At 66.5% G+C, this 20,953-nt stretch carries 22 protein-coding genes and 1 tRNA gene; 13 read left to right on the top strand and 10 right to left on the bottom strand.

What is annotated here, in order from left to right; all coding sequences use genetic code 11:
* Positions 1-131: 131 nt before the first annotated feature.
* From HMPREF3014_RS20845 to HMPREF3014_RS20805, 9 genes are all read left to right on the top strand, one after another.
* The gene (locus HMPREF3014_RS20845) at positions 132-1,208 is read left to right on the top strand and encodes a DUF2157 domain-containing protein (RefSeq protein ID WP_003098356.1); all 1,077 of its coding nucleotides are present in this window, start codon (positions 132-134) and stop codon (positions 1,206-1,208) included.
* Entirely contained in the window at positions 1,205-2,020 is an 816-nt protein-coding gene (locus HMPREF3014_RS20840) for a DUF4824 family protein (protein ID WP_003098357.1), read from the top strand. The genes HMPREF3014_RS20845 and HMPREF3014_RS20840 overlap by 4 nt, the downstream gene beginning before the upstream one ends.
* Positions 2,021-2,100: 80 nt before the next feature.
* A complete protein-coding gene (locus HMPREF3014_RS20835; RefSeq protein ID WP_003098360.1) occupies positions 2,101-2,313 on the top strand; it encodes a cysteine-rich CWC family protein in 213 nt (70 codons plus the stop codon).
* On the top strand, positions 2,313-3,005 hold the full coding sequence (locus tag HMPREF3014_RS20830) for a pseudouridine synthase (RefSeq protein WP_003098362.1): 693 nt from the start codon (positions 2,313-2,315) through the stop codon (positions 3,003-3,005). The genes HMPREF3014_RS20835 and HMPREF3014_RS20830 overlap by 1 nt, the downstream gene beginning before the upstream one ends.
* Positions 3,006-3,140: 135 nt before the next feature.
* Complete coding sequence (locus HMPREF3014_RS20825; protein ID WP_003098363.1) at positions 3,141-4,184, top strand: L,D-transpeptidase; 1,044 nt, start codon at positions 3,141-3,143, stop codon at positions 4,182-4,184.
* Between the two features lie 79 nt (positions 4,185-4,263).
* Complete coding sequence (locus HMPREF3014_RS20820; RefSeq protein WP_003085453.1) at positions 4,264-5,001, top strand: murein L,D-transpeptidase catalytic domain family protein; 738 nt, start codon at positions 4,264-4,266, stop codon at positions 4,999-5,001.
* A 451-nt stretch (positions 5,002-5,452) separates the two neighbouring features.
* On the top strand, positions 5,453-6,355 hold the full coding sequence (gene phaG, locus HMPREF3014_RS20815) for a (R)-3-hydroxydecanoyl-ACP:CoA transacylase (RefSeq protein WP_003098365.1): 903 nt from the start codon (positions 5,453-5,455) through the stop codon (positions 6,353-6,355).
* A 130-nt stretch (positions 6,356-6,485) separates the two neighbouring features.
* Positions 6,486-6,559: transfer RNA gene (locus tag HMPREF3014_RS20810), tRNA-Gly, on the top strand.
* A gap of 240 nt (positions 6,560-6,799) precedes the next feature.
* Positions 6,800-8,653 carry a tyrosine-type recombinase/integrase gene (locus HMPREF3014_RS20805; protein WP_006411704.1) on the top strand — a complete coding sequence of 618 codons (1,854 nt, stop codon included), beginning with the start codon at positions 6,800-6,802 and terminating at the stop codon, positions 8,651-8,653.
* A 22-nt stretch (positions 8,654-8,675) separates the two neighbouring features.
* Here the strand turns inward: HMPREF3014_RS20805 and HMPREF3014_RS20800 are convergent, their stop codons facing one another.
* Positions 8,676-9,302: a substrate-binding domain-containing protein gene (locus tag HMPREF3014_RS20800; RefSeq protein ID WP_006411712.1), complete on the bottom strand. Its 627-nt coding sequence runs from the start codon at positions 9,300-9,302 to the stop codon at positions 8,676-8,678.
* Positions 9,303-9,406: 104 nt separating this feature from the next.
* On the opposite strand from HMPREF3014_RS20800, the gene HMPREF3014_RS20795 reads away from it, so the two are divergent.
* Positions 9,407-9,712, top strand: coding sequence for a helix-turn-helix domain-containing protein (locus HMPREF3014_RS20795; protein WP_031688388.1), 306 nt, complete (start codon positions 9,407-9,409; stop codon positions 9,710-9,712).
* Positions 9,713-9,738: 26 nt separating this feature from the next.
* Here HMPREF3014_RS20795 and mobH read toward each other — a convergent pair whose 3' ends face one another.
* The gene (mobH, locus tag HMPREF3014_RS20790; protein ID WP_031688389.1) at positions 9,739-11,586 is read right to left on the bottom strand and encodes a MobH family relaxase; all 1,848 of its coding nucleotides are present in this window, start codon (positions 11,584-11,586) and stop codon (positions 9,739-9,741) included.
* A 313-nt stretch (positions 11,587-11,899) separates the two neighbouring features.
* Here mobH and HMPREF3014_RS20785 point away from each other — a divergent pair, with 313 nt between their 5' ends.
* The 3 genes from HMPREF3014_RS20785 to HMPREF3014_RS20775 all read left to right on the top strand — a co-directional run bounded on the left by HMPREF3014_RS20785 (position 11,900) and on the right by HMPREF3014_RS20775 (position 13,139).
* Complete coding sequence (locus tag HMPREF3014_RS20785) at positions 11,900-12,217, top strand: type II toxin-antitoxin system PrlF family antitoxin (RefSeq protein WP_003454724.1); 318 nt, start codon at positions 11,900-11,902, stop codon at positions 12,215-12,217.
* Positions 12,217-12,681, top strand: coding sequence for a type II toxin-antitoxin system YhaV family toxin (locus HMPREF3014_RS20780; protein ID WP_006411718.1), 465 nt, complete (start codon positions 12,217-12,219; stop codon positions 12,679-12,681). The genes HMPREF3014_RS20785 and HMPREF3014_RS20780 overlap by 1 nt, the downstream gene beginning before the upstream one ends.
* Positions 12,682-12,767: 86 nt before the next feature.
* Entirely contained in the window at positions 12,768-13,139 is a 372-nt protein-coding gene (locus HMPREF3014_RS20775; RefSeq protein ID WP_006411717.1) for a DUF3742 family protein, read from the top strand.
* A gap of 5 nt (positions 13,140-13,144) precedes the next feature.
* Here the strand turns inward: HMPREF3014_RS20775 and HMPREF3014_RS20770 are convergent, their stop codons facing one another.
* From HMPREF3014_RS20770 to HMPREF3014_RS20735, 8 genes are all read right to left on the bottom strand, one after another.
* Positions 13,145-14,662 carry a conjugal transfer protein TraG N-terminal domain-containing protein gene (locus tag HMPREF3014_RS20770; RefSeq protein WP_006411720.1) on the bottom strand — a complete coding sequence of 506 codons (1,518 nt, stop codon included), beginning with the start codon at positions 14,660-14,662 and terminating at the stop codon, positions 13,145-13,147.
* A 15-nt stretch (positions 14,663-14,677) separates the two neighbouring features.
* Positions 14,678-15,031: a hypothetical protein gene (locus HMPREF3014_RS20765; protein WP_006411722.1), complete on the bottom strand. Its 354-nt coding sequence runs from the start codon at positions 15,029-15,031 to the stop codon at positions 14,678-14,680.
* On the bottom strand, positions 15,028-16,431 hold the full coding sequence (locus HMPREF3014_RS20760) for an integrating conjugative element protein (protein ID WP_034067815.1): 1,404 nt from the start codon (positions 16,429-16,431) through the stop codon (positions 15,028-15,030). Before HMPREF3014_RS20760 ends, HMPREF3014_RS20765 begins: the two co-directional genes overlap by 4 nt.
* Before the next feature lie 9 nt (positions 16,432-16,440).
* Complete coding sequence (locus HMPREF3014_RS20755) at positions 16,441-17,391, bottom strand: TIGR03756 family integrating conjugative element protein (RefSeq protein WP_006411714.1); 951 nt, start codon at positions 17,389-17,391, stop codon at positions 16,441-16,443.
* Positions 17,388-17,834, bottom strand: coding sequence for a TIGR03757 family integrating conjugative element protein (locus HMPREF3014_RS20750; protein ID WP_031688390.1), 447 nt, complete (start codon positions 17,832-17,834; stop codon positions 17,388-17,390). Before HMPREF3014_RS20750 ends, HMPREF3014_RS20755 begins: the two co-directional genes overlap by 4 nt.
* Positions 17,835-17,990: 156 nt before the next feature.
* Positions 17,991-18,485 carry a RadC family protein gene (radC, locus tag HMPREF3014_RS20745; RefSeq protein ID WP_006409205.1) on the bottom strand — a complete coding sequence of 165 codons (495 nt, stop codon included), beginning with the start codon at positions 18,483-18,485 and terminating at the stop codon, positions 17,991-17,993.
* A 194-nt stretch (positions 18,486-18,679) separates the two neighbouring features.
* Positions 18,680-19,426, bottom strand: a complete 747-nt coding sequence (locus HMPREF3014_RS20740) for a DsbA family protein (RefSeq protein WP_031688392.1) — start codon at positions 19,424-19,426, stop codon at positions 18,680-18,682.
* A gap of 13 nt (positions 19,427-19,439) precedes the next feature.
* The coding region (locus HMPREF3014_RS20735) for a conjugative transfer ATPase (RefSeq protein ID WP_070753844.1) at positions 19,440-20,953 on the bottom strand (1,514 nt) is incomplete at its 5' end.

Here is a 20,953-nt window from a genome sequence, read left to right as displayed (position 1 = left end):
AGGAAAAAACGGAAATTCCCTGAATCCGACCAACGACACGGGCCTCCAGAACGTGACCGCAGCCGGCGTTTCTCGGTAGAGTGCGCGGACCAAGGACTGCCGGCCCCGCCGGAACCGCTCAAGGAGCATGCATGCAACCCATCGACCGCGCCCAGGCACAGCAGCGCGCCAACGACATCCTGGTGTTCCAGCGCGAGCTGCAACGCCTCGACCAGGAGCAGGCGTTCCGCCTCGAACCGGCCCAGGCCCGGCAACTCGCCGACTATCACCTGGCCCTGCTGGACAGCTACCGCGACCGTTTCGACATCGACCACGACCTGCGCAGCCAGCAACTTTCGCTGGGCATGCGGGTAGCCTCGTTCTTCGGCGCCCTGGCCTTCGCCGCCAGCGTGTTCCTGCTGTTCTATCGCTTCTGGGGCCTGTTCCCCACCGTCGCCCAGGTGGCGATCCTGATCGGCAGCGCCTTCGCCGCGTTCTTCGCCACGCTCTGGGTCCAGGCCAAGGACGCCTCGGGCTACTTCAGCAAGCTGGCGGCGATGGTCGCGTTCGCCTGCTTCGTCCTCGACCTGACCATGCTCGGGCAGATATTCAACGTCACCCCCAGCGACCTGGCGCTGGTGCCCTGGGCGCTCTACGCCCTGCTCCTGGCCTACCTGTGCAACGCCCGCCTGCTGCTGGCGGCGGCGATCCTCTGCGTGATGGGTTTCATCGCCGCGCGCGTCGGTACCTGGGGCGGCGGCTACTGGCTGAGCGTAGGCGAGCGACCGGAGAACTTCTTCCCCGCCGCCGCGCTGATCTTCGCCGTGCCGCTGTGCTTCGAGCAGCGCAACTTCAGCGGCTTCGCCGTGATCTACCGGGTGTTCGCCCTGCTCGGCCTGTTCCTGCCGATGCTGGTGCTGGCCAACTGGGGCTCAGGCAGCTACCTGGCGTTACCGTCGGCGCTCATCGAGGGGCTCTACCAGGTCGCCGGCTTCGTCGCCGCCGCCCTTGTGATCTGGCTCGGCGCGCGACGCAACTGGGCGGACGTGAGCAATACCGGGATCACCTTCTTCGTCATCTTCCTCTACACCAAGTTCTTCGACTGGTGGTGGGAAGCGATGCCGAAGTACCTGTTCTTCCTGGTGCTCGGCCTCAGCGCCCTGCTGATCCTGCTGGTCCTGCGCCGCCTGCGCACGCCCCTGGGCATCGCCGCGAGGACTGACGCATGAATCGCAACCGTCGCAACGCCCTGATCGCCGGCAGCCTCCTGCTGCTGGCGGCGAACCTGGCCGCCCTCGGTGGCGTCGCCTGGAACCGGTCCGGCGAGGCCGAAAGCAAGCTGGTGCTCAGCCAGCGCGAGCTCCAGCGCAACTGGTCCTACGGTTTCTGGAGCGAAGAGAACAGTGGCGTCGAACTGCGCCTGGAGCTTCGCTCGCCGAGCAGCGAGCCGCCCAGTGACCTCGCTCCCCCGCTGCCGCCCGAGCAGATGCGCGCCCTCGGTTTCAGCATCCCGGACGCGCTCGACGAAGAGAGCGTACGGCGCTACCGCCGCCAACAGGAAAAACAGGTGCTGCTGGTCCTGGAGCTCGACGGCCCGGCCTATCGCCGCGAAGTACGCCTGGCCGAGGAGCGCCTGGCCGAGGCCAGCGCCCGCAGCAAGGCCCTGCCCAAGGACGAAATGCTGTCCAGCCAGATGGAAGCCGCTCGCCACCAACTGAAGCATGAGCAGGGAGAGGCCAGTCGACTGTTCATCGTCGACGCCGGCCTCGACCTGGCCGCCCTGCGCCAGCGCTACCCCGAGCGCCAGCGCTACGCCATCGTCAAGGGCCGGGTGCGTCCCTGGTCCGCGGTCGACGGAGGCAGGACGCTGGTCGGCGGCTACATCAGCCGTACCGACCTCGCCGCGATCAACGTGCCACGACAATGGCACGCGGTATTCGCCAAGGTCGACGAACAAAACTACCGGCTAGCGCCGCTGGAACTGCACCTCAGCTTCGGCCAGCGCCTGGAGCCCTGGATCACCAACGCCGTTCGCCGCTGAAACGCCCCGCCTGGCGCACGATGCTTGCATCCGCGCGCCGGGCCCTGCACCCTGGGCACCCGCCAGCCATCCACCGCGCCATGAACAGCGAAATCGATCCAGGCCGCTGCCCGCTGTGCCAGCAATCCAACCGCTGCACCCTGGCCTATCCCGCTAGCGCCACCCAGGCTTGCTGGTGCTTCACCACGGAGATCGATGCGGCCGTGCTGGAGCGGATTCCCGCCGAGCTGCGCCGCCGCGCCTGCCTCTGCCCACGCTGCGCGCAACTGCTGCCGCCCGACGCCGACGACTGATGCGCCTGGACCGCTTCCTCGCCAACCTGCCCGAACTCAGCCGCCGCGACGCGCAGATGCTGATCGCCGGTGGACGCTTGCGCGTGGACGGCCAGGTGGTGCGCGACGGCACCCACGAGGTGCGGGTGTTCAGCCGGGTGGAACTGGACGAGCGGCTGCTCCAGGCTGGCAAGCCGGCGCGCTACTACATGCTGCACAAACCGATGGGCTGCGTCAGCGCCACCCGCGACCCGCAACACCCGACCGTCCTCGACCTGTTCCCGGAAGACCTGCGCGACGACCTGCACATTGGCGGTCGTCTCGACTACAACACCACCGGCCTGATGCTGCTGACCAACGATGGCCAGTGGTCGCGCCGCCTGACCCTGCCGGGCAGCCGGCGCGACAAGGTCTACTACGTGGAAACCGAGGCGCCCATCGACCAACGCTACGTGGATGCCTTCGCCGCCGGCCTCCACTTCCGCTTCGAAGACCTGGTCACCCTCCCCGCGCAGCTCGAACCGATCGGCCCACGCTGCGCCCGCCTGACCCTGCACGAAGGCCGCTATCACCAGGTCAAGCGCATGTTCGGCCACTTCGACAACAAGGTGCTGCGCCTGCACCGCGAGCGCATGGGCGATATTTGTCTCGACCCACAGTTGCCGCCGGGTGCCTGGCGCCCCCTGAATGCTGAAGAAATCTGTTCGGTGTGAAACCCCGCCGCCCGCCGCCTGTCCACCGAAAGAGGCCGGACCGCAGGGGTTTGGCCGGCCGTCGCGAGCGACGCTAAGCTGAATGGCATCTGTCGGAGCGACAGCCTTTCCCGCATGGAGCAAGAGAAAGCGCCAATGAAAAGATCCCTTGCCGTACTGCTGCTGGCCTTCGCCGTCGGCAGCCTCCACGCGGCGCCCGCCAGCCCAGCGAACGCGCCTTTGCCGCCGGCCGACATCAAGGCGCGGCTGAAGAGCATGAAGCCCGGCGAGTACCTCTGGTACCCGGAGGTTTCCCCGCAGGGACCAGTGACCATCGTGGTCAGCCTCACCGAACAGAAGGCCTACATCTACCGCAACGGTATCGCCATCGGGGTCAGCACCCTCAGCTCCGGCAAGAAGGGCCGGGAGACCCCGACCGGAGTGTTCTCGATCCTGCAAAAGAGCGTCGACCACAAGTCCGACCTCTACAACAGCGCGCCCATGCCCTACATGCAGCGCCTGACCTGGGACGGCATCGCCCTGCACGCCGGCAACCTGCCCGGCTATCCCGCCTCCCACGGCTGCATCCGCCTGCCCATGGCGTTCGCCAAGAAGCTCTACGGCATCACCGGATTCAGCTCCACCACGGTAATCATTTCCAACGCCAGCAGCGCGCCGAAGGAAGTCGACCACCCCGGCCTGCTGGCACCGACGGTAGCGGACGGGCGACCGGTGACGCTGCCGGTGGAGCCCGGAGAAATCGCCTGGAACGACCCCGGCGCGGAACGCGGTCCGTTGTCGGTGCTGATCAGCCGCGCCGACCAGCGCGCCTATGTCTATCGCGGCGGCCAGCGCATCGGCACCGCACCGGTGCAGTTGCCGGCACGCCCGCAAACCGGCATGGCGGTGTTCTCGCTGCTGGAAAAGCCGACCCCGGAAGAAATCAGCGAGACCTCGCCGAACCTGCGCTGGTCGGTGGTCCAGGTGAGCAACCCGGGACAGGGCCTGACACCCTCCGAGCAACTGGGCAAGATCCGCATGGACCCGACCTTCGTCCGCGAAATGCTCGGTGCCATGGACGTCGGCAGCACCCTGGTGATCACCGACTGGGCCTCGACCCGGGACACCCACAGCGACTCCGATTTCACGGTGATCGCCACGGAAACACCGAACAATCCGACGAAATCGCTTAAAAAGTAGTCGGCAAGTTGTTCAAAAATCGAGCACAATGCCTCTCATCCGGTAAAAACCACACTGAACCGATGGGAATACTGCTCGTATGCCAACCTTCCTCCGTGCCGCCCTGCGCAGGCTGAGCCTGGCGGGCGCCACCCTTTGCGCACTGGCCAGCGGGCCGGTATTCGCCATGCCACTTCCCTCCGCCAAGGACCTGCAGAAACTCGCTCCCCAGGCCAGCCTGCCGACCCTCGAACTGGCCCTTACCGCCTATGCTTGCGCGAGTGCCAGCCAGGGCGGCGACAACGGCCTGCTGACGGTGATCGACTACTCGCGGCCGTCGCGCGACAAGCGTCTCTGGGTATTCGACCTGAAGGCCCGCAAGCTGCTCTTCGAAGAGTGGGTGACCCACGGCAAGAACAGCGGCGATGACCTTGCCACCTCCTTCTCCAACCGGCCGAACAGCTACCAGTCGTCGATCGGGCTGTTCCAGACCGGCCAGCTCTATACCGGCAAGCACGGCCAGTCGCTGCGCCTGGTTGGCCTGGAGCCGGGCTTCAACGACAAGAGCGAAGAACGCGCCATCGTCATGCATTCCGCTGCCTACGCCGATCCCAGGGTGGTTCCCGGGCTCGGTCGCCTGGGCCGCAGCCAGGGCTGCCCTGCGGTACGCCCGGCCGTGGCCGCCCGGCTGATCAACACCCTCAAGCGCGGCAGCTACGTGTTCGCCTACTATCCGCAGCCGAAGTGGCTGGAGACCTCGCGCTTCCTCGCCCCGCAGAGCTGCGCCGTGGCACGTGCGGCGCGTACGCCGGAAGTCATCGCCAGCCTGCTCAAATGAACCGCCGGGGCGGCGGCCGCGCCGTCCCTTTCCTTCCCGGCATCCCGAAATCGCAGCATCGGTACTTGCCTCGCGGCATTTCGTCGGATTCCAGCCCCCCTTCCCCCATCCAAAAGCGAAACAGGGCTTGCAGTCCGGCACGCCGGCTGCTTAACTGACGCTCACGTTGTGACTGACCAGTCACAAACGACTTCCAAGAAAGCCCGCGTGACTGCCCGCGCTTCGGCGCCGGCCTTTCCTGCCCGGCCAATAGCCGCTTCGCCAAAATCCGAGAGGATTTCGGACGCTCTCTATTTGCCTGTAAGTCGTTGAAAATCAAAAGTTTATCAAATCCATCCGAATGACATTCAACTGTCATTGGGAGGCGCTTTCATCTGCCCATGAGCATTTTGTATTCGCCGCGACAAGCAGGTCGCCGCGTTCCCATCGAACGATTCCAGGAGGAAGCGACATGAGGCCGGAAACAGCCATCATCGAGATCCACGGGCAATACAGGATTCACACCGAGTTCTACGGCAACCCCGCGGCGCAGCAGACCATCATCCTGGTCAACGGCTCGCTGTCGACCACAGCGTCCTTCGCCCAGACCGTGAAGTACCTGCAGCCGCATTACAACGTGGTGCTCTACGACCAGCCGTATGCCGGCCAGTCCAAACCCCATAACGAAAACCACACGCCGATCAGCAAGGAATGCGAGGCCAGGATCCTGCTGGAACTGATCGAACGCTTCCGTGCCGAGGTAGTGATGTCGTTCTCGTGGGGCGGCGTCGCCACCCTGCTGGCCCTGGCGCAGCGTCCCGGACGGATCCGCAGGGCGGTGGTCAACTCATTCTCGCCTCAGCTCAACCCGGCCATGCTCGACTACCTGCATCGCGGCCTCGACTACCTCGCCGCCTGCGATCGCACCCAGATCGGCAACCTGGTCAACGAAACCATCGGCCGCTACCTGCCGCAGTTGTTCAAGCGCTACAACTTCCGCCACGTCAGCAGCCTGGACGAGCACGAATACCACCAGATGCACTTCCATATCCGCGAAGTGCTGCGCCTGAACGCCGATAGTTATACCGAGAGCTTCGCCGGCATCGAGATCCCGGTGCTGTTCATGAACGGCGAGCTGGACATCTACACCACGCCCCACGAAGCCCGCCAGTTCGGCCAACTGATCCGCGGCGCGGAATTCCACACCATCCGCAATGCCGGCCACTTCATCGACGTCGAGCACAAGGCCGCCTGGCAACAGACCCAGGACGCCCTGCTGGCCTTCCTCCGCCCGCAGCGCACGCAGCCGCTCAACCCGATCTACCGCCCCCAGCCCAACGGCGCCAGCGTCCCCCTCGCCGCCCTCGCCAGCTAACCGCCACCGCCACGGGGAGCCCCGCTCCCCTGGCGGAAAAACCCAGCGAAATCAACAAAAACCCCGCCCCGGGCTTCACCTGCCGCCGCGCATCTGGTAAAAAGGCGCCCTGGCCGCAAAACCCATCCGAGCGGGCGTCGTATAATGGCATTACCTGAGCTTCCCAAGCTCATGACGAGGGTTCGATTCCCTTCGCCCGCTCCACTGCATCTTTCTGCGGAGGTCCGCTGAAATCCAAGAGAGTTTGCAAGTCGTTGTCACGCAACGGTTTTTTTCTCTCTTTGATGTTCTGCTGTCGTCCACGGAAATCCGCCTGAAGCCAGGACTTTTATGTCCATGATTGTGTCCATTTTTGCGGGCACGACCGCTTCCGGATTGTTTGTAGAGGCGCGCAGGTGATGTGACCAGCATCGAGTTCCTGACTCACGTTCAGGAGCTAGAAGCATGGCACTTTCCGACCTGGCCGTTCGACGCGCCAAAGCCACCGGCAAGGACTACACCCTCCCCGACACGTTGGGCCTCTCCCTCGCTGTTGCAGCGACGGGAGGTAAGACTTGGCACTTCCGCTACTACTGGCTCAAGGAGCCCAAGCGGATGTCGTTCGGCACCTATCCCGAGGTATCGCTGCTCGAAGCCCGCGCGCTGCGCGACGAGGCGCGCGCCTTGGTCGCCAAGGGCATCAATCCCCGTGTTCACCGCAAGCAGAAGCGCGCCGCGGTCAAGCTCGCCGGCGAGCACACCTTCGAGGTCATCTACAGGAAGTGGTTTGCCCATCGCGCGCTCAGCCTCAAGAAGGGCCGGCAGACCACGCACTCCATCCTCCCGCGCGTCTTCGACAAGGATGTACTGCCCTACCTGGGCAAGCGCTCGATCTACGAGATCAAGCGCTCCGACCTCTTGGACGTGATCGCCAAGATCGAGAAGCGCAAGGCGCTCTCCGTTGCCGAGAAGGTCAGGACGTGGTTGAACCACTTGTTCCGCTACGCGCTGGTGATCGTGCCGGGGCTGGAGCAAAACCCGGCGTCCGACCTCGATGTGGTCGCCGTGCCGTTGCCGCCCGTGAACCACAACCCGTTCCTGCGCATGGAGGATCTGCCGAAGCTGTTGCAGCGGCTGCGCAAGTACCGCGGCAGGCTGCGCACCCAGCTTGGATTGCGGCTGCTGTGCCTGACCGGCGTGCGCACGGGCGAGTTGCGGCTGGCGACGCCCGATCAGTTCGACCTCGACAAGGGGTTGTGGATCATCCCGCCCGACGTCGTGAAGCAGTTGCAGGTGGACATGCGCAGGAAGCGCCAGCGGCCGCAGGACATTCCACCGTACATCGTGCCGCTGTCGGTGCAGGCCATCGAGATCGTCCGGCACATGCTGGAGGAGTTCAAGCCGGCCCAGCGCTATCTGCTCCGGCACGACAACGACCTGAAGAAGCGCATGAGCGAGAACACGCTCAACGGCGCGCTCAAGCGCATGGGCTACCGTGACCTGCTGACGGGGCACGGCATCCGGGCCACGATGTCCACCGCGCTCAACGAGTTCGGCTATCCGAAAGCCTGGGTGGACGCGCAACTCTCCCACGTCGATCCCAACAAGGTCAGCAGCACGTACAACCACGCCGAGTACGTGGAGCAGCGCCGCCGCATGATGCAGGATTGGGCCGACCGCCTCGACCTCTTTGAGCAGAACATGGTCGAAGCGGCGAGCATGCCGCTCACCATTCACCTGGAAGGCGTGCCCGCCATCGGGGGCGATCCCGCTGACAGCGCACCGCCCAGGGCGGCGACGACGCCGATCCTGCTCGTGACCAAGCCTGGCGATGCGATGCCGCTGGTGTCAGCCGCGGCGCAGCGGCTGCCGGCGGTCACGGCGCCGCGCTCGGTGATGGAGCAGCCACTGTCCGACGTTCAACGCAAGCGGATGGAACTCGTCGATGTTTTCGAGTCGCCGCACAACCTTCCGGTCGTCGAGTTCGCCAAGATGGCGGGCAAGTCGCGCCGGTGGATCAGCTACGAGATCAAGGCGGGCAACCTGCTGGCACTGAACCTGGGCAACCGCGGCCAGCGGGTGCCGGACTGGCACCTCGACCCGCTCAAACACGAGCTGGTCCAGTCCGTCATGAAGCTGAGCCGGGGCGCGGACCCTTGGCAGATTTACCACGCGCTGCTGCAGCCGCGTGCGATGCTGCGCGGCCGCTCGGCCCTGGAGGGCGCCACCGCCAACAATCTCGACAAGATCATCATGGCCGTGGTCACGAGCGTGAAGGCCAGCGAGTGGGATCAGGAGAAGGTGGTGGGGTTCGCATAGTAGCCTTGCGCTGCGCCCCTCATCAGGACACGGAACGGGCGCGGCGCGCGAATCGCTCCTGGGGCTCGGTCAAGGACGTGCAGGGACGCAGCAGATAGGCCATCACGATGGCCGGTGAGCCGGCCAGCGGCCGCGCGGCGATGCCTCGGCACAGGTAGCTGGCCAGCCTTGCGACAGGGGCAAAGGCGATGCCGTAGCCCGCTGCAACGAGCGTCATGGCCATGTCGAAGGTGCTGACCACCTGCTCGCGGCCCCGCAGTTCGTCCTCGAACAGGCGCTGCGCCACCGCGTGCCACGGCTCGTCGGCCGTTGACTGCGCGCAGATCAACGGCTGCTTGAGCAGTTCTTGGCGAGGCACTTCACGGTAAGACAGCAGGTGCGAGCGCTTGGCGACGGCGACCGCCAGCGTGTCATGCCACAACGGTTCGCACACCCAGCCCGGCCACTCCCAGGCGGCTGTGGACAGGGCTAGGTCAAAGTTATCGTGCGGCAGTTCCTGCGCCTGCGCCGTGACACTGCATCCGATCAAAGCAGTGGCGGTCTCTGGCTCTTCGGCGCGCTGTAACGCCAGCAAGTCGGCAAGCGGTGAAGGCACCCACTCGCCGAGCACAGCCACCCGGATTTCAGTGGAGGCATCGCTCGATTTCACGTCCAGTTCCCCCAGGCAGTGAACTCGCGGCGACCGATGAAGTCGCTTCTCGTGAGTTAAGTTTAACGTGGTTTATATCGTGTCAATCCTCGACGCTTTTGGCAATGCAAAAGCGTTCGATTCAGAGAGGCCGGCCCACCGGCACAACAACCTACGAAGCGGAACCAGCCATCGCGTTTGGGGCCTCCGTGCGCGAAGAAAGAACCAGTCAAGGCATCGCCCAGGAAACGCTGGCCCATCTGTCAGGAATCGAGCGTTCGCACATGGGAAAGATCGAGCGTGGCGAGCATGTCCCCACGCTCCCCCTCATTCTCAAAATCGCCCGTGCGCTGAAATGCAGTTCTGCCCACTTGATGGCGCTGACTGAAGCCAAGCTGGGAGAGACGGCTCCGCCCAAGTCTGCGGACTGAAGCCGGCCCGCGCCGTGGCCCCTTGTCTACCCCTGTTCGTTGTCGTTCTTATTACCGGCGGCTGAATTTTCGCGCTTTACGGCCTCGGTGAGGAGGCGCAGGTATGGATTGTCCGGAGGCATTTCCTGGAACAGCGCTTCGGGAGCGCTCAGCAGGTAGCCGTGCAGTCGCCTGGATTTGCGCGGCCCCGTGACTTCGCAGGTCCAGATGTTCAGCCCGCTGGCTTGCTTGCGGTGCAGACTCAGTTTCTCAAAACGCTTCTGCACCCACTGCCATCCCTCCAGGTTCTCCGGTTTCGCCAGTGCGGCGATTTGCAGATGTTCCTGCGCGTAGCGCTGGAAGACGCCGGGGCTCACCAGGTAGGCCGTTCCCGCGACGCTGTGCACTAGGGCTTTGGCGTCGTTGATGATGAGCTTGTGCGTCTGGATGCCCTGACGCAGCCAGGCCATGAAATGCTCGCCGGAAGGCTCCGGCCGATCCCGAGTTGGCGCGGGGCTCACCTGCGGCAGCACCGTAGGCGACGGTGGCGAGGCCGGCTCGGGGTCGCTCGGGGGCTCCGGTGCTACGGGTGGGGCCGTGTCACTCAGCAGATCGAGCAGCGCAGCCACGCCGTTGCCGGCGGGCACGGGCGCGGTCGGCGCGGTGCTCGGTGGCACGGTATCGGCGCTTTCCAGGCCCGGCGCTTCGGCTGCCGGTGCCTGTGGCGTCAGCGCCCCTTGTTCCTCGTCGGCCTGCACGCGACCCGCGAACGGTGCCGGCCGGTCTGCCGCATCCCAGACCATGGCCGGAGACAGCTTCAGAAAGGTGAAGCTGTGCGACCAGCCGGCATCGCTGGTGACGGTGGCCTTCCAGATCGCCTTGCCGTCCGGCGTGGCCAAGGCGATGCCGTGATCCTGCAGCACGTTGAACACCGCCGTGTTGCTGGCCGGGATGCCGTCGATGCCCTGCGACAGCAGATGCGCGCGCAGCTTGTCCGAGACGGTCTTGCTCACCAGCCAGAGCGCGTCCTGGGTCAGCCAGCCATCCGAGGCCTGGGGCTGGTTCAGCTTGAACTCTTCCTTCAGGAGGTAGCGCAGGCCATCGAGCAGCTTGCGCTGCAGTGCGTGCCGGGGCGCTGCCAGGGCCTTGCTCGGATCGCCGCCGAGTTCCTGGGCGACCGATGCCTGGTCCGCCTGCACGACCAGTTCGCCGAGCATGCCGGCGTGCTCGTACTGGCCGGCCAGCACGTACAGCAGCGCGGCCCAGAGGTCGGGATAGCCGGCGAGCCAGTCGAAGATGCCCGGATCGAGCAGCCGGGCGTAGAGCAGCCCGGTGGCGGCGCTGTGCAGCCGGTATTCGCGCTCCCTGCGGTAGCGGAAGCGGTACGGCCGCCGCAGCGGACCGTGCCAGGGGTGCCAGACCGTGCCGTCTGCGTACTCGACGTGCAGGTCGACCGCGATCTTGCCGATGTCGTGCAGCAGCGCCGCGTAGGCGGTGCCGGCCGTCCAGGCCTCGGCCTGGGCGGCTTGCGCCTCCGGCGTGGCGCCGGCGGGCAGCAGATGCGACTGCCGCAGCTTGAGCGCGTAGGCGACGATCTCCAGGCCGTGGTCCAGCATGCCGCCCGGATAGGCGTGGTGATGGGCCTCCGACGCGGGGAATTGCTGGACCAACTCGGCGTAGCGTTCCAGCGGGGCGAGGTACAGCGTGGCGAACTGCCGGCGCGAGAGCGAGGTGCGCTGCCAGATGTGTTCCAGCAGCTTCTGCCGGCGGGGTGTCGCCAGCAGCGATGCGGCCGGCTCCGGCCGCATCAGCCCTTTGCCGGGCTCGGCGGAAGGTTTGGGCGTCGGCGCACTGGCGGCGGGCGGCACCCGTTTGCGTTGGAACAGCGAGAGCATGGCGAACCCCGGACGGCGGGCCGGTCGGGAGAGCCTTTTGGCCTTTTTGGGTAGGGCCTTTCCCCTTGGCCCCATTCCCTTGCCCCTTCCCCAGCCCTTTGGCCTTTACGGAAACCTTTGGATATAGGGCAACGACGCCTGCCAGACCACAACCAATGCGGGTTTGGCCCAAGTCGGATTGATACGGGAAGGCTGGCTGTGCCGCTCCTACGATGGAGCCGTTTCATCGACCGGACGGAGCACCATGCACACCCAGATTGACAAGGTAAGGAAATTTCCTTACCATTCAGGCATTGCCATCAGGAGTGCCGCCATGCCCGAAATCCACGAAGTCGCGACACTGACCTCCAAGGGTCAGATCACGCTGCCCAAGTCCATCCGGCAGGCGCTGGGCGTGGACACCGGCGGCAAGGTGGCGTTCGACCTGCGCGGCGGCGAAGTCGTCGTGACCCGCGCCGACGCCGACCATGAAGACCCGGCCATCGGCGCTTTCCTGGGGCTGCTGGAAGCGGACATCCGGGCCGGGCGACACGTCCAGTCCCTGCCGGACGATCTGGCGCGGGCCATGCTGGCCAACGCGCACCACGCGGTGAACCTCGATGAAGACATCGAAGGCGAAGTGGCGCTCTGATGCAGCGGCACGGTTGGACGCTGCTGTTTCACGAGGGCGTGATCGAGCAGTTGCGCAAGCTGCACGCGGCCGCGGAACGGGCCGAACAGAACGACCCGCAGGGGTTCGAGAGCAACGGCAACGTCAAGCTGTTCCGGGCGTTGAGCCAGTTGATCATGGATGCCGTGCCGAGCGATCCCGCGCGCGACGAATTCCGCCAGGGCAACACCTTGGGGCCGGCCTACCGGCACTGGCGGCGCGCGAAGATCGGGCGGCGGTTCCGGCTGTTCTTCCGCTACGACTCCAAGGCCAAGGCGATCGTGTTCGCCTGGGTCAACGACGAGCAGACCTTGCGGTCGGCGGGCAGCAAGTCCGATCCCTATGCGGTGTTCGAGAAGATGTTGGGCCGCGGCAACCCGCCGGACGATTGGGCGGCGCTGGTGGCCGCAAGCAAGGCCGACTGGCGAGCAACGGACAAAGGCTAGGCCGCGGTTGAAGAACTGCACAGGATTCAATCGCGATATGGACAGGGATCACAGCCACACGACAGGATGAACATGAGGTAGCCACCATGAAGACCGCCGCACAGACCACCTTCGCAGAACGCCTCGGCCGGACACTGGGCCGGGCGTGGCGAAGCTGCGCGCGTCTGGATCGGCGGGCGCAGGGCTGGCTGCTCGCGCGGGGATGGGCGCCTGGCATTGCCAAGGCCGCGCTGCTGGCCGTCAAGCTCGCTGCGATCGGTGTCCTGCTCTACACCGCGTTCTGGCTGGCGCTGTTGCTTGCGTTCGCGCTGGTCGGCGCCTGGGTAGTCCGCAACGACGATGGGAGCTACGACGAGGAACACAAGCCGGAATGGCGATACGGCCCTGCCGGGTACGGCCTCTACACCCATGACGACTACCGGATCGACCCCCACGATCCAGAAGACGAGCAAGCCTAGAGGCGTTACTTCGCTGCTTTCATAGCGACACCCGCACCCCTGCCGCCAGCAGCTTGGGCGTCCCTGGTTCCTGCCGCCAGCCCTTGAATTGCCGTTCCGGCGCGCACGCCTACCCAGCCCAGCGCAGCCACCCAGAAGGTAGGCAGCACGATGAACATCGTCGCCATGACGAAGTTCAGCAGCATGTCTCCGAAGGCGTTGTTCAGGCCGATCAGCGGATCGAAGTTGCTGTGCGGCCGGTTCGCGCCGAACCCCCAGCCATAGAGCGCGTCGAGGATCGTGCTGTCCAGCCAGCGCGCGAGCTGGAACCAGAAGTCCACGAAGAACAGCGCGAACTGCACGCAGCTCACCGCGACCAGCGCCTTCAGCTCATAGGTGCCGAAGACCAGCACCAGCGGGATGCAGATCACCAGCGCCATCTTGAGCAGCGACAGCACCATCGGCAGCGCCTGGCGCACCACGTCCATCGCCGGGAAGAAGCCCAGCGAGCCCATGGTCAGCCCGAGGTCGCCGGCGCCGCGCGTCACGACGTTGGGCAGCGTCTTCTCGATCTGCCCGCCGTAGTCGGTGTAGACCGAGCCCTGGTTCATCTTCTGCTGCCGCGGCGAGACCACGGCGCGGATCACCGAGTCGTTTACCTCGCTCTGCGACAGGAAGCCCGCCCAGCGGCCGATGCGCGTCAGCAGGTCGGGATCGACCTGGGCCAGCAGGCGCGCGCGCAGGCCGCTGCCGCCGTCCGACCACCACTGCCGGCACGTGGGGTAGCCCCCGCCGCTATCCACCTGGGCCAGCCCTGCATCGCGCGTCGCGTCGTAGGGCCAAGCCGTGCGTGGCGTGTTGGAGTGGTAGGTGTCGTAGAAGCCCGCGTTGTTCAGGAAGTAGCTCGAACCGATCCAGGTCACGTCGTTCATCTGCTCGTCGGAGAGCGTGGGCCGAGACATGAACAGCTTGGCGCGCGAGGGGCCGTAGCAGTCATGCACGAAGTCGCCGACCTCCTGGGCCAGCACCGGGTCATCGATGCGCGTGGCATCCACGTCCATGCGCATCTGACGCAGATCCGTCCCGCAGGGGATCGCCGCCACCGCGCCGCCCGTCACCGCCTTCGAGATGGCGTGCATGAAGAACCACCACACCGGCACCAGCGCGCTCTGGTTGTTGAGCGTGGTGTAGGCGTTCGACCAGCCCGTGTCGGTGGGCTGCGGGACGCTGACCTGGCATTGCGCGGAGCGCGTCGTGTCGAACTTGATGGTGCTGAGGTCGACCGGAATGAAGGGGATGCCGGCGAACAGGATGACGACGATCGCCACCCACACGCGGTTCTCGATGCGCATCGAGGACAGCACGCCCTTGTTGCCCTCGTCCGCGCCTTCGGCCCGCGCGCGCAGCCATTCCTGCACCACCATGACCACGAACGGCAGCGCGAACACGCCGCTGGCCACGAGGATGCTCCAGATGCCGTTGCTGACGATCCACCCGACCAGGGTCAGGTAATACTCCAGGTAGTCCGTTGTGTTGAGCGTCATGGCGTTCTCCGGGGCTCAGCCATTGCGCAGTAGCTGGCTGCCTTCGAGCAGCACGAGGGTGGCGACGGCCGCGATCTCGACGCGCAGCAGGCGCTGATGGGTCTCGGCCGACGGCTCACGTTCGCGCAGGCGCCGACGCATCCACCACCAGCCGTAGGCCGTCGCTGCGTAGAGCAGTAGCCGCCAGACGAGGAAGTGGCCCGAGTGCTCGCGCAGCCATTGCTCCCAGCCGTCGATGCTGCCGACGACATGGAGGCCGACGACGTTCACACCGACCGCGATGCCCGCCACCAGCAGCACCCACAGCAGCACGATGCCGACGCGGCGGCCGAGCAGCCATGCCGGCCGCAGCCAGGCCCGGCTGGTCATGGCCCGCTCCGCGGCTTCTGCACTTCCTTGAGCCGGTCGCGCGTCGTGTCGCCCTCGAAGATGCCGCGCGAGCCCGCAGCGCGAGTGCCGTGGCGCTGCACGATCGCCATCGCCGAATTGGCGGCCAGCGTGCGCCGCAGCTCCAGCTCGGTCTTGAGGTTGTTGATCTCCTGCTCCAGCGCCGTGTTCTCCTGATCGACCGCCTTCACGGCCAGCTCGTTGGCGGCGACGTTCGGCTCCTTCTTGCCAGTCAGCAGCGTGCGCTGCAACAGCAGGGCCTTCTCCAGCACGCTCGATAGCGCGGCCTCGGACGCCAGGCGCTTGCCCAGCAGGTCTTGATCGGGCTCGTCGCGCAGCGCCTCGATCACGCCGCGCGTGATCGGCAGCGAGTTGCTGCCGGCCGCTTCGAGGTTCGCCACCGTCGTCGGCTTCGCGCCCGTCACAAGCTCCTGCAGTGCCTGCAGCTTGGTCTCGTACTCTTCCTGGATTACCGGCGTGAGGCCGACGCCGGGCGTCGTCTGCGTCTTGGTGCAGGTCTCGCAGGTGCGTTGCTCGCGCTCGCCGAGCACGCGGGTTGCGAAGTCGGCGGCGGCCTGCGGCGAGGACCAGGTTTGGCAGGTCAGCCGGTTGCCGCAGGAGGCGCGCGGGATGGACGACGTGTCCATAACGCCGCGGCTGTTGAGCAGGTTGTAGCCGGCGCGGATCACGTCGCCGACCACCTTGATCGAGCCCTGGCCCGAACCGCCCGCGTTGCCGCCGCCCACCCAGGGCACGCCGTTGTTGCCCTTGTTCGATTCGGCCTGCTCGACGGCGGACACCGCATCGGTGCTGCTCACCGCATCGCGCAGCGCGAAGCCTTCGGCGAGCTGATCCCACCCGGCCTGGCCGCCGGCCATGTCCGCCATCCGGTTGGCCATTGCCTTGCACGTCAACTTGCTGCGGTCGAAATCGAGCCGAGCCTGCAGCACGCCGTTGGTCAGCAGGTTGTAGAGGCCCGGATCGGCGCGCTGGATGATCAGCGCCGGCAGCGAGGCGACCGCGCTGGTCGCGCTCTGGATCACGTTGCTCATGATCTGTTGAAAGCCATTGGTGATGCCGTTCAACTGGTTCTGCAGCGTCGTCGTGATGCTCATGTCGCCGCAGATCAGGTTGCTGTTCCAGCCGATGCCCACGCCGATGCTCTGCATGTTCCCGGCGCCGCCCATGGACACGGCCCGGCCGCCGCCGATGCTGTAGAGCACGTCGTCGCCGATGACGCTGCCGCTCACGCCGACGCCGGTGGGAGTGATGCGGGTCTGCGCCCAGGCGACGCCTGCTGCGGCCGTGACGGCGCAGGCGAGCGCGATGCTGAGCGCGTAGGGCCTGGCGCGCTGTGCGAAACGGGAGAGAGACGCTTTCATGGGAACACCTCAGAGGAAATCGACGCTGCCGAGGAAGACCTGCCCGCGGCGCTGGCAGCAGGCATAGGGCCGCCACAGCGCCCAGGCGTAGTCGCCTTGCTGGGCCTGCACGCGCGTATTGCTGTGCGGGAACACCGCGCAGGAGTTGGAGAGGGTCGGCGTCAGCTCCTGCCACTTGCCCGTGGAGGCATCGCTCTCCATGAGGGCGCCGGCCGGCCAGTAGCCGTCGCTCGAACTCGCGAGCAGCGGTTGGTAGACATGCGGCTGCATGCGCCGCGTGACCACATCGCCCGCGCGCTGCACGACGACGGCGCCGCTCTTGTAGTCGTCGGTCTGGTGCAGGAAGCCGCCGCGCGGATAGACGTTGCCCCACAGGTTGAGCGTCGTGCGGCCGCCGATCTCGCGCATGCCGGGGATCAGCGCCTCGGGGTACACCATCTCCGGCACGTTGTAGCGCCAGGCCAGCGTGTCCAGCGTGCTCAGCAGGTACGGCATGAAGGCCGCGCCTGCGCCCTGGCACGCGTAGCCGGAAGCGCTGGCGAACTGGCTGAACACCGAACCACCGGGATGCCCGATCACGTCGGCGTTCTTGAACTTCGCCAGGCTGTTCTCGTTGTCGTGGTTCGTCGTCCCGTCGCCGCCGGCCTGCGCCGTGGGGTTGGGCATGCTCATGGCGCGCACCTCGATCCACGGGTTCTCGCCGGTGTTGCTGTAGCTCGATACCACGGCGTCGGGCACGTAGTGGCGCACCTTCACCGAGGTGCGCACCGTGCAACCCGTCCAGGTGCAGAACAGCCAGTAGCAGATGCCGACGACGCGGTATTCCAGGCAGTCGGGCGACAGGGCCGAGGACACGATGGTGGCCGTGTTCAGCGCGAACGTCGAAGCGGCGCCGCCGAGCAGCACCGAAGCGATGGCAAGGCGGGCTCGGCGCGACGACGCCGACAGCAGGCGGTTCATGGCTGTGCCCTCCGGTGGGATTCGATGCGGGCCACGGCACGCGCGACATCGGGCTCGCCGTAGACCACGTAGCGGCGATCGACCACCACGGCAGGCACCTTGGCGATACCCAGGCCCCAGGCATCGGCGACGCCCTGATAGGCGCTGCCGATGCGGCGCTGCAGTGCCTGGCCGCCATCGCGCAAGCGCTGCTGCACGAGCGCGGCTGCTCGGCTGGGGTCGTTTGGCAGGCCCGCGGCCAGTTCCGCCTCGATGCGCTCGGGCAGGTCCAGCTCGATCACGCGCGCGCCGGATGCGGACTGCACGGGATGGCGGCTGTCGGTCACGACCAGCACGTCGGCCGCGGATGCGTCCTGGCCGAGCAGACACAGCAGCAGCCCTCCCGCGCAGGCGGTGCGCGTGGCCCGCAGCCGCGGGATGGATTTCAAGAAGGGAGCCGTCATGGCGGGCGTCCTGGGAATGAGAGCAAGGCTCTAGTCGAACGCCGAACGCAGTCCACCCGCGACAAGGAATGCGCACCGCGCGCGCTCCGCTTTGGGCAGACAGGCGAAAGAAAAGCGGGAGCCGAGGCTCCCGCGGGGACCAGACGGTCAGCGGCGCTACAGCAGGCCGGATTCGGCGAAGGAGTACGGCGTGCCCTTGCCGACGATGAAGTGATCCACCACCCGGACATCGACCATCGCCAGGGCGGCCTTGAGCCGGTCGGTCAGCGCCTGATCGGCGGCCGAAGGCACGGTCATGCCGGATGGATGCTGGTGGGCCAGGATGACCGCCGAGGCGTTGAGGGCCAGGGCGCGCTGCACCAGCACCCGTGGGTACACCGAGGTTTGATCGACCGTGCCCTTGAACATCGGCTCGTAGGCGAGAACTTGGTGCTGACAGTTGAGGAACACGACAGCGAAGACCTCGTTGGGCTCCGCGACCAGCTTCAGATGCAGGTAGTCGCGCACGGCGGCGGGACTGTTCAGCACCGGGCCGGCCTTGAAGATGCGTTGTTCCAGCAAGGTGATGGCTTGGCGGATAATCCAGTCTTCGTGCTGGGCGGCGATCAGGCTGAGCGACTCGGGACGCGAGTCGGCGACGACATAGGACATGGCGAACCTCCACGGAATGAAGTCGGAGGACGCCTGTCCCGGAAGGGACAAACCCTCCGGGGGACGATGAAGAACAAGCGGCAGAAGAGCGGGCATCCGCCACCACATGCGCAGTGGCTGTTCGCGTCCAGGGATGCGAAGCGAACGGGGTCGATCAGCGCGGCCAGGCCGCGTCGTAGCCTTGAAGATCGTGGCTACCTGGGCATGTCGCCGAGAGACTCGGCAGGCATTTCCTTCGATGCGGGCTCGGCCGCTGCACTGGCCGCCAGCAGGTCGATCGCGGACAGCAAGGCATCTCCTTCGACCGGGCCGTGCAGCAGCAGCGTCTTGCCGGACTGGCGATCCTGCAGGCGCAGCGTGGGCGTGACCTTGATGCCCTCCTGCGCCGCGCTCGCCGACTGTGCGCGGATCAGCGCATCGGGGCGGTCGCTGTCGAGGCATTGCTGCGCGGCCGGCGTGAGGTCGGGATAGCGCAGACCCTCGGGCAGGCCCTGGCCGTTGCCCCGGGTGTGCATGTAGACCCACTCGACGGCCTGCCAGAACGCGGCCTGGCCGCCGGCCTCGCCGACGCACTCCACCAGGCGCGCACCGGCGGAAGCGGCCGGCTCGTGCAACGGCAACGGTAGGTGGTGCCATTGCCAGCTCACCTCCGGGTGCGCGTCGATCCAGCGCTTGAGCACCGCGAAGTACGCGCGGCAGAACGGGCATTCGAGGTCGGCGTACTCGACCACCGTGAAGCGCGCATCGGCGCGGCCATAGCGCCAGGGCGGGCCGGCTGGTGCCGTTGCCGGCGTAAGTGTTGCTTCTGCCGAAGGAGAAGCGGGCTCGGCGGGCGGCGACGGCGGCCGCAGGGCGAGCCACGCGGCCGTGGTCAGGGCCGCGGCCACCAGCAGCGCGGCGACAAGGACGGTGCGGGGCGGCGCGAAGCGAGGGATGCGCATCGTGGACTCCCCGTCACGCCAGCGCATCGAGCGCTAGCGGCTCGATGCTGCGGGCGCGGTCGATCTTCTCGGCGATCTTGAAAGCGGCATCCAGTTCGCCGATGCCGTACTGCTGCATCAACTGGAAACGCTCGGCCTTCTCCTCCGGTTCGGTCTGAGCCAGCGCCAGGTAGAGGCTGGGCGGCACCGCACGGAACAGTACTTCCATGCTCTTGGAGAGGATCACGCCCTCGGTGAACTTGCCCGCCTCCTTGCGGGCCGACAGCATCAACGCCTTCTGCGCCGCGTTCAGCTCGCGGAAGCGCGCGATCTTCTCCACCTCGTCCGGCGGCATGGAGAGGCAGATCCACCACTCGATCATGTTGAGCATGGGCTCGGCGGCCTTGGGCAGGTCGTCGATGTTCTGCGTCGCCAGCCAGTACCAGGCACCAAGCTTGCGCCACATCTTCGTGATCTTCACGACGTAGGGCGCGAGCAGCGGGTTCTTTGTGATGATGTGGCCTTCGTCCGTCACGTTGATGATCGGGCGGCCCAGGAACTGGTCCCGCTCTGCGATGTTGTTGACCGTGTTGATCAGCGAGATGTAGGCGATGGAGAGCTGCGCGTTGTAGCCCTCGCGCGCGAAGGTGGCGAGGTCCACGATGGTGATGTCGGCCTCGGGCCACGGCGTGCCGGGCCGGTCGAACATCTCGCCGTCCACGCCCTGGCAGAACATATCCATCGCGTCCGCCATCTCCAGCAGGCGCGCGCGCCGAACTTCGGGCAGTGACGTGTCGCGGGCGCGCTCGCGCAGCGCATCGCGCACGTCGCGCGTGAGCACCGTGCGCTGCTCGGCTACGCAGCGCTGGGCCGCATCGAGGATGCACTGGCGAATCAGGCTGCGGTCGGCGCGCGTCATGCGCGCTTCTTCCTTGTCTTCGCCGCCGGTGATCATCAGCCGCGCAGTGATTTCCAGCTCGCCGAGCACGTCGCGCTGTTCGTCCACTTCTTCGCTGCGGCTCGCCGCCTGCACTGCGGGCTCCTGGTCCTCGTCCAGCGCATCGGCATCCAGCGTCTGCACCTGGCTGGGCGTATCCACGAGCCGGTGCGCGTCGGCGAACGGCGCGAGGCTGACGCCGGCGCCGGGTGCGAGCTTCACGCGATGCACCTTGAGGCCGAGCCGCGTGGCGAAGTCGCCGAACAGCCCGAAGCTGTTGCCAGCCTCCACGATGAACAGGCGCGGCCGGTAGATCGCCGTCACCTGATTCAGGATGTTGTTGAGCGTGGCCGACTTGCCCGAGCCCGTGGGGCCGAACAAGAACAAGTGCGCGTTCATCTGCCGGTCGAGCCGGTTCAGCGGGTCGAAGGTGATCGGCCCGCCGCCGCGGTTGAAGAACGTGATGCCCGGATTGCCGGTTCCCTGGCTGCGGCCCCACACCGGCGCGAGGTTCGCCGCATGCTGCGCGAACATCAGTTGCGTGTACCACTGGCGCTTGTCGGCGGCCGGGTCGAACACGCACGGCAGCCAGCGCAGGTAGCTGTTGAGCG

Source organism: Pseudomonas sp. HMSC065H01 (assembly GCF_001815235.1).
Taxonomy (GTDB): Bacteria; Pseudomonadota; Gammaproteobacteria; order Pseudomonadales; family Pseudomonadaceae; genus Pseudomonas; species Pseudomonas aeruginosa.
The sequence above is the reverse complement of the archived record's forward strand: the minus strand, read 5'-3'. Positions and strand labels throughout refer to the sequence as shown.

What these genes read in the sequence shown, in the direction of transcription:
- HMPREF3014_RS20780 (WP_006411718.1), top strand. Translation starts at nt 12,217, where the DNA reads ATGCAGCGGCACGGTTGGACGCTGCTGTTTCACGAGGGCGTGATCGAG.
- phaG (WP_003098365.1), top strand. Translation starts at nt 5,453, where the DNA reads ATGAGGCCGGAAACAGCCATCATCGAGATCCACGGGCAATACAGGATT.
- HMPREF3014_RS20795 (WP_031688388.1), top strand. Translation starts at nt 9,407, where the DNA reads ATGCAAAAGCGTTCGATTCAGAGAGGCCGGCCCACCGGCACAACAACC.
- HMPREF3014_RS20830 (WP_003098362.1), top strand. Translation starts at nt 2,313, where the DNA reads ATGCGCCTGGACCGCTTCCTCGCCAACCTGCCCGAACTCAGCCGCCGC.
- HMPREF3014_RS20805 (WP_006411704.1), top strand. Translation starts at nt 6,800, where the DNA reads ATGGCACTTTCCGACCTGGCCGTTCGACGCGCCAAAGCCACCGGCAAG.
- HMPREF3014_RS20740 (WP_031688392.1), bottom strand. Translation starts at nt 19,426, where the DNA reads ATGCGCATCCCTCGCTTCGCGCCGCCCCGCACCGTCCTTGTCGCCGCG.
- HMPREF3014_RS20750 (WP_031688390.1), bottom strand. Translation starts at nt 17,834, where the DNA reads ATGACGGCTCCCTTCTTGAAATCCATCCCGCGGCTGCGGGCCACGCGC.
- HMPREF3014_RS20785 (WP_003454724.1), top strand. Translation starts at nt 11,900, where the DNA reads ATGCCCGAAATCCACGAAGTCGCGACACTGACCTCCAAGGGTCAGATC.
- HMPREF3014_RS20765 (WP_006411722.1), bottom strand. Translation starts at nt 15,031, where the DNA reads ATGACCAGCCGGGCCTGGCTGCGGCCGGCATGGCTGCTCGGCCGCCGC.
- HMPREF3014_RS20760 (WP_034067815.1), bottom strand. Translation starts at nt 16,431, where the DNA reads ATGAAAGCGTCTCTCTCCCGTTTCGCACAGCGCGCCAGGCCCTACGCG.
- HMPREF3014_RS20755 (WP_006411714.1), bottom strand. Translation starts at nt 17,391, where the DNA reads ATGAACCGCCTGCTGTCGGCGTCGTCGCGCCGAGCCCGCCTTGCCATC.
- HMPREF3014_RS20825 (WP_003098363.1), top strand. Translation starts at nt 3,141, where the DNA reads ATGAAAAGATCCCTTGCCGTACTGCTGCTGGCCTTCGCCGTCGGCAGC.
- HMPREF3014_RS20840 (WP_003098357.1), top strand. Translation starts at nt 1,205, where the DNA reads ATGAATCGCAACCGTCGCAACGCCCTGATCGCCGGCAGCCTCCTGCTG.
- HMPREF3014_RS20820 (WP_003085453.1), top strand. Translation starts at nt 4,264, where the DNA reads ATGCCAACCTTCCTCCGTGCCGCCCTGCGCAGGCTGAGCCTGGCGGGC.
- HMPREF3014_RS20775 (WP_006411717.1), top strand. Translation starts at nt 12,768, where the DNA reads ATGAAGACCGCCGCACAGACCACCTTCGCAGAACGCCTCGGCCGGACA.
- HMPREF3014_RS20835 (WP_003098360.1), top strand. Translation starts at nt 2,101, where the DNA reads ATGAACAGCGAAATCGATCCAGGCCGCTGCCCGCTGTGCCAGCAATCC.
- HMPREF3014_RS20845 (WP_003098356.1), top strand. Translation starts at nt 132, where the DNA reads ATGCAACCCATCGACCGCGCCCAGGCACAGCAGCGCGCCAACGACATC.
- mobH (WP_031688389.1), bottom strand. Translation starts at nt 11,586, where the DNA reads ATGCTCTCGCTGTTCCAACGCAAACGGGTGCCGCCCGCCGCCAGTGCG.
- HMPREF3014_RS20770 (WP_006411720.1), bottom strand. Translation starts at nt 14,662, where the DNA reads ATGACGCTCAACACAACGGACTACCTGGAGTATTACCTGACCCTGGTC.
- radC (WP_006409205.1), bottom strand. Translation starts at nt 18,485, where the DNA reads ATGTCCTATGTCGTCGCCGACTCGCGTCCCGAGTCGCTCAGCCTGATC.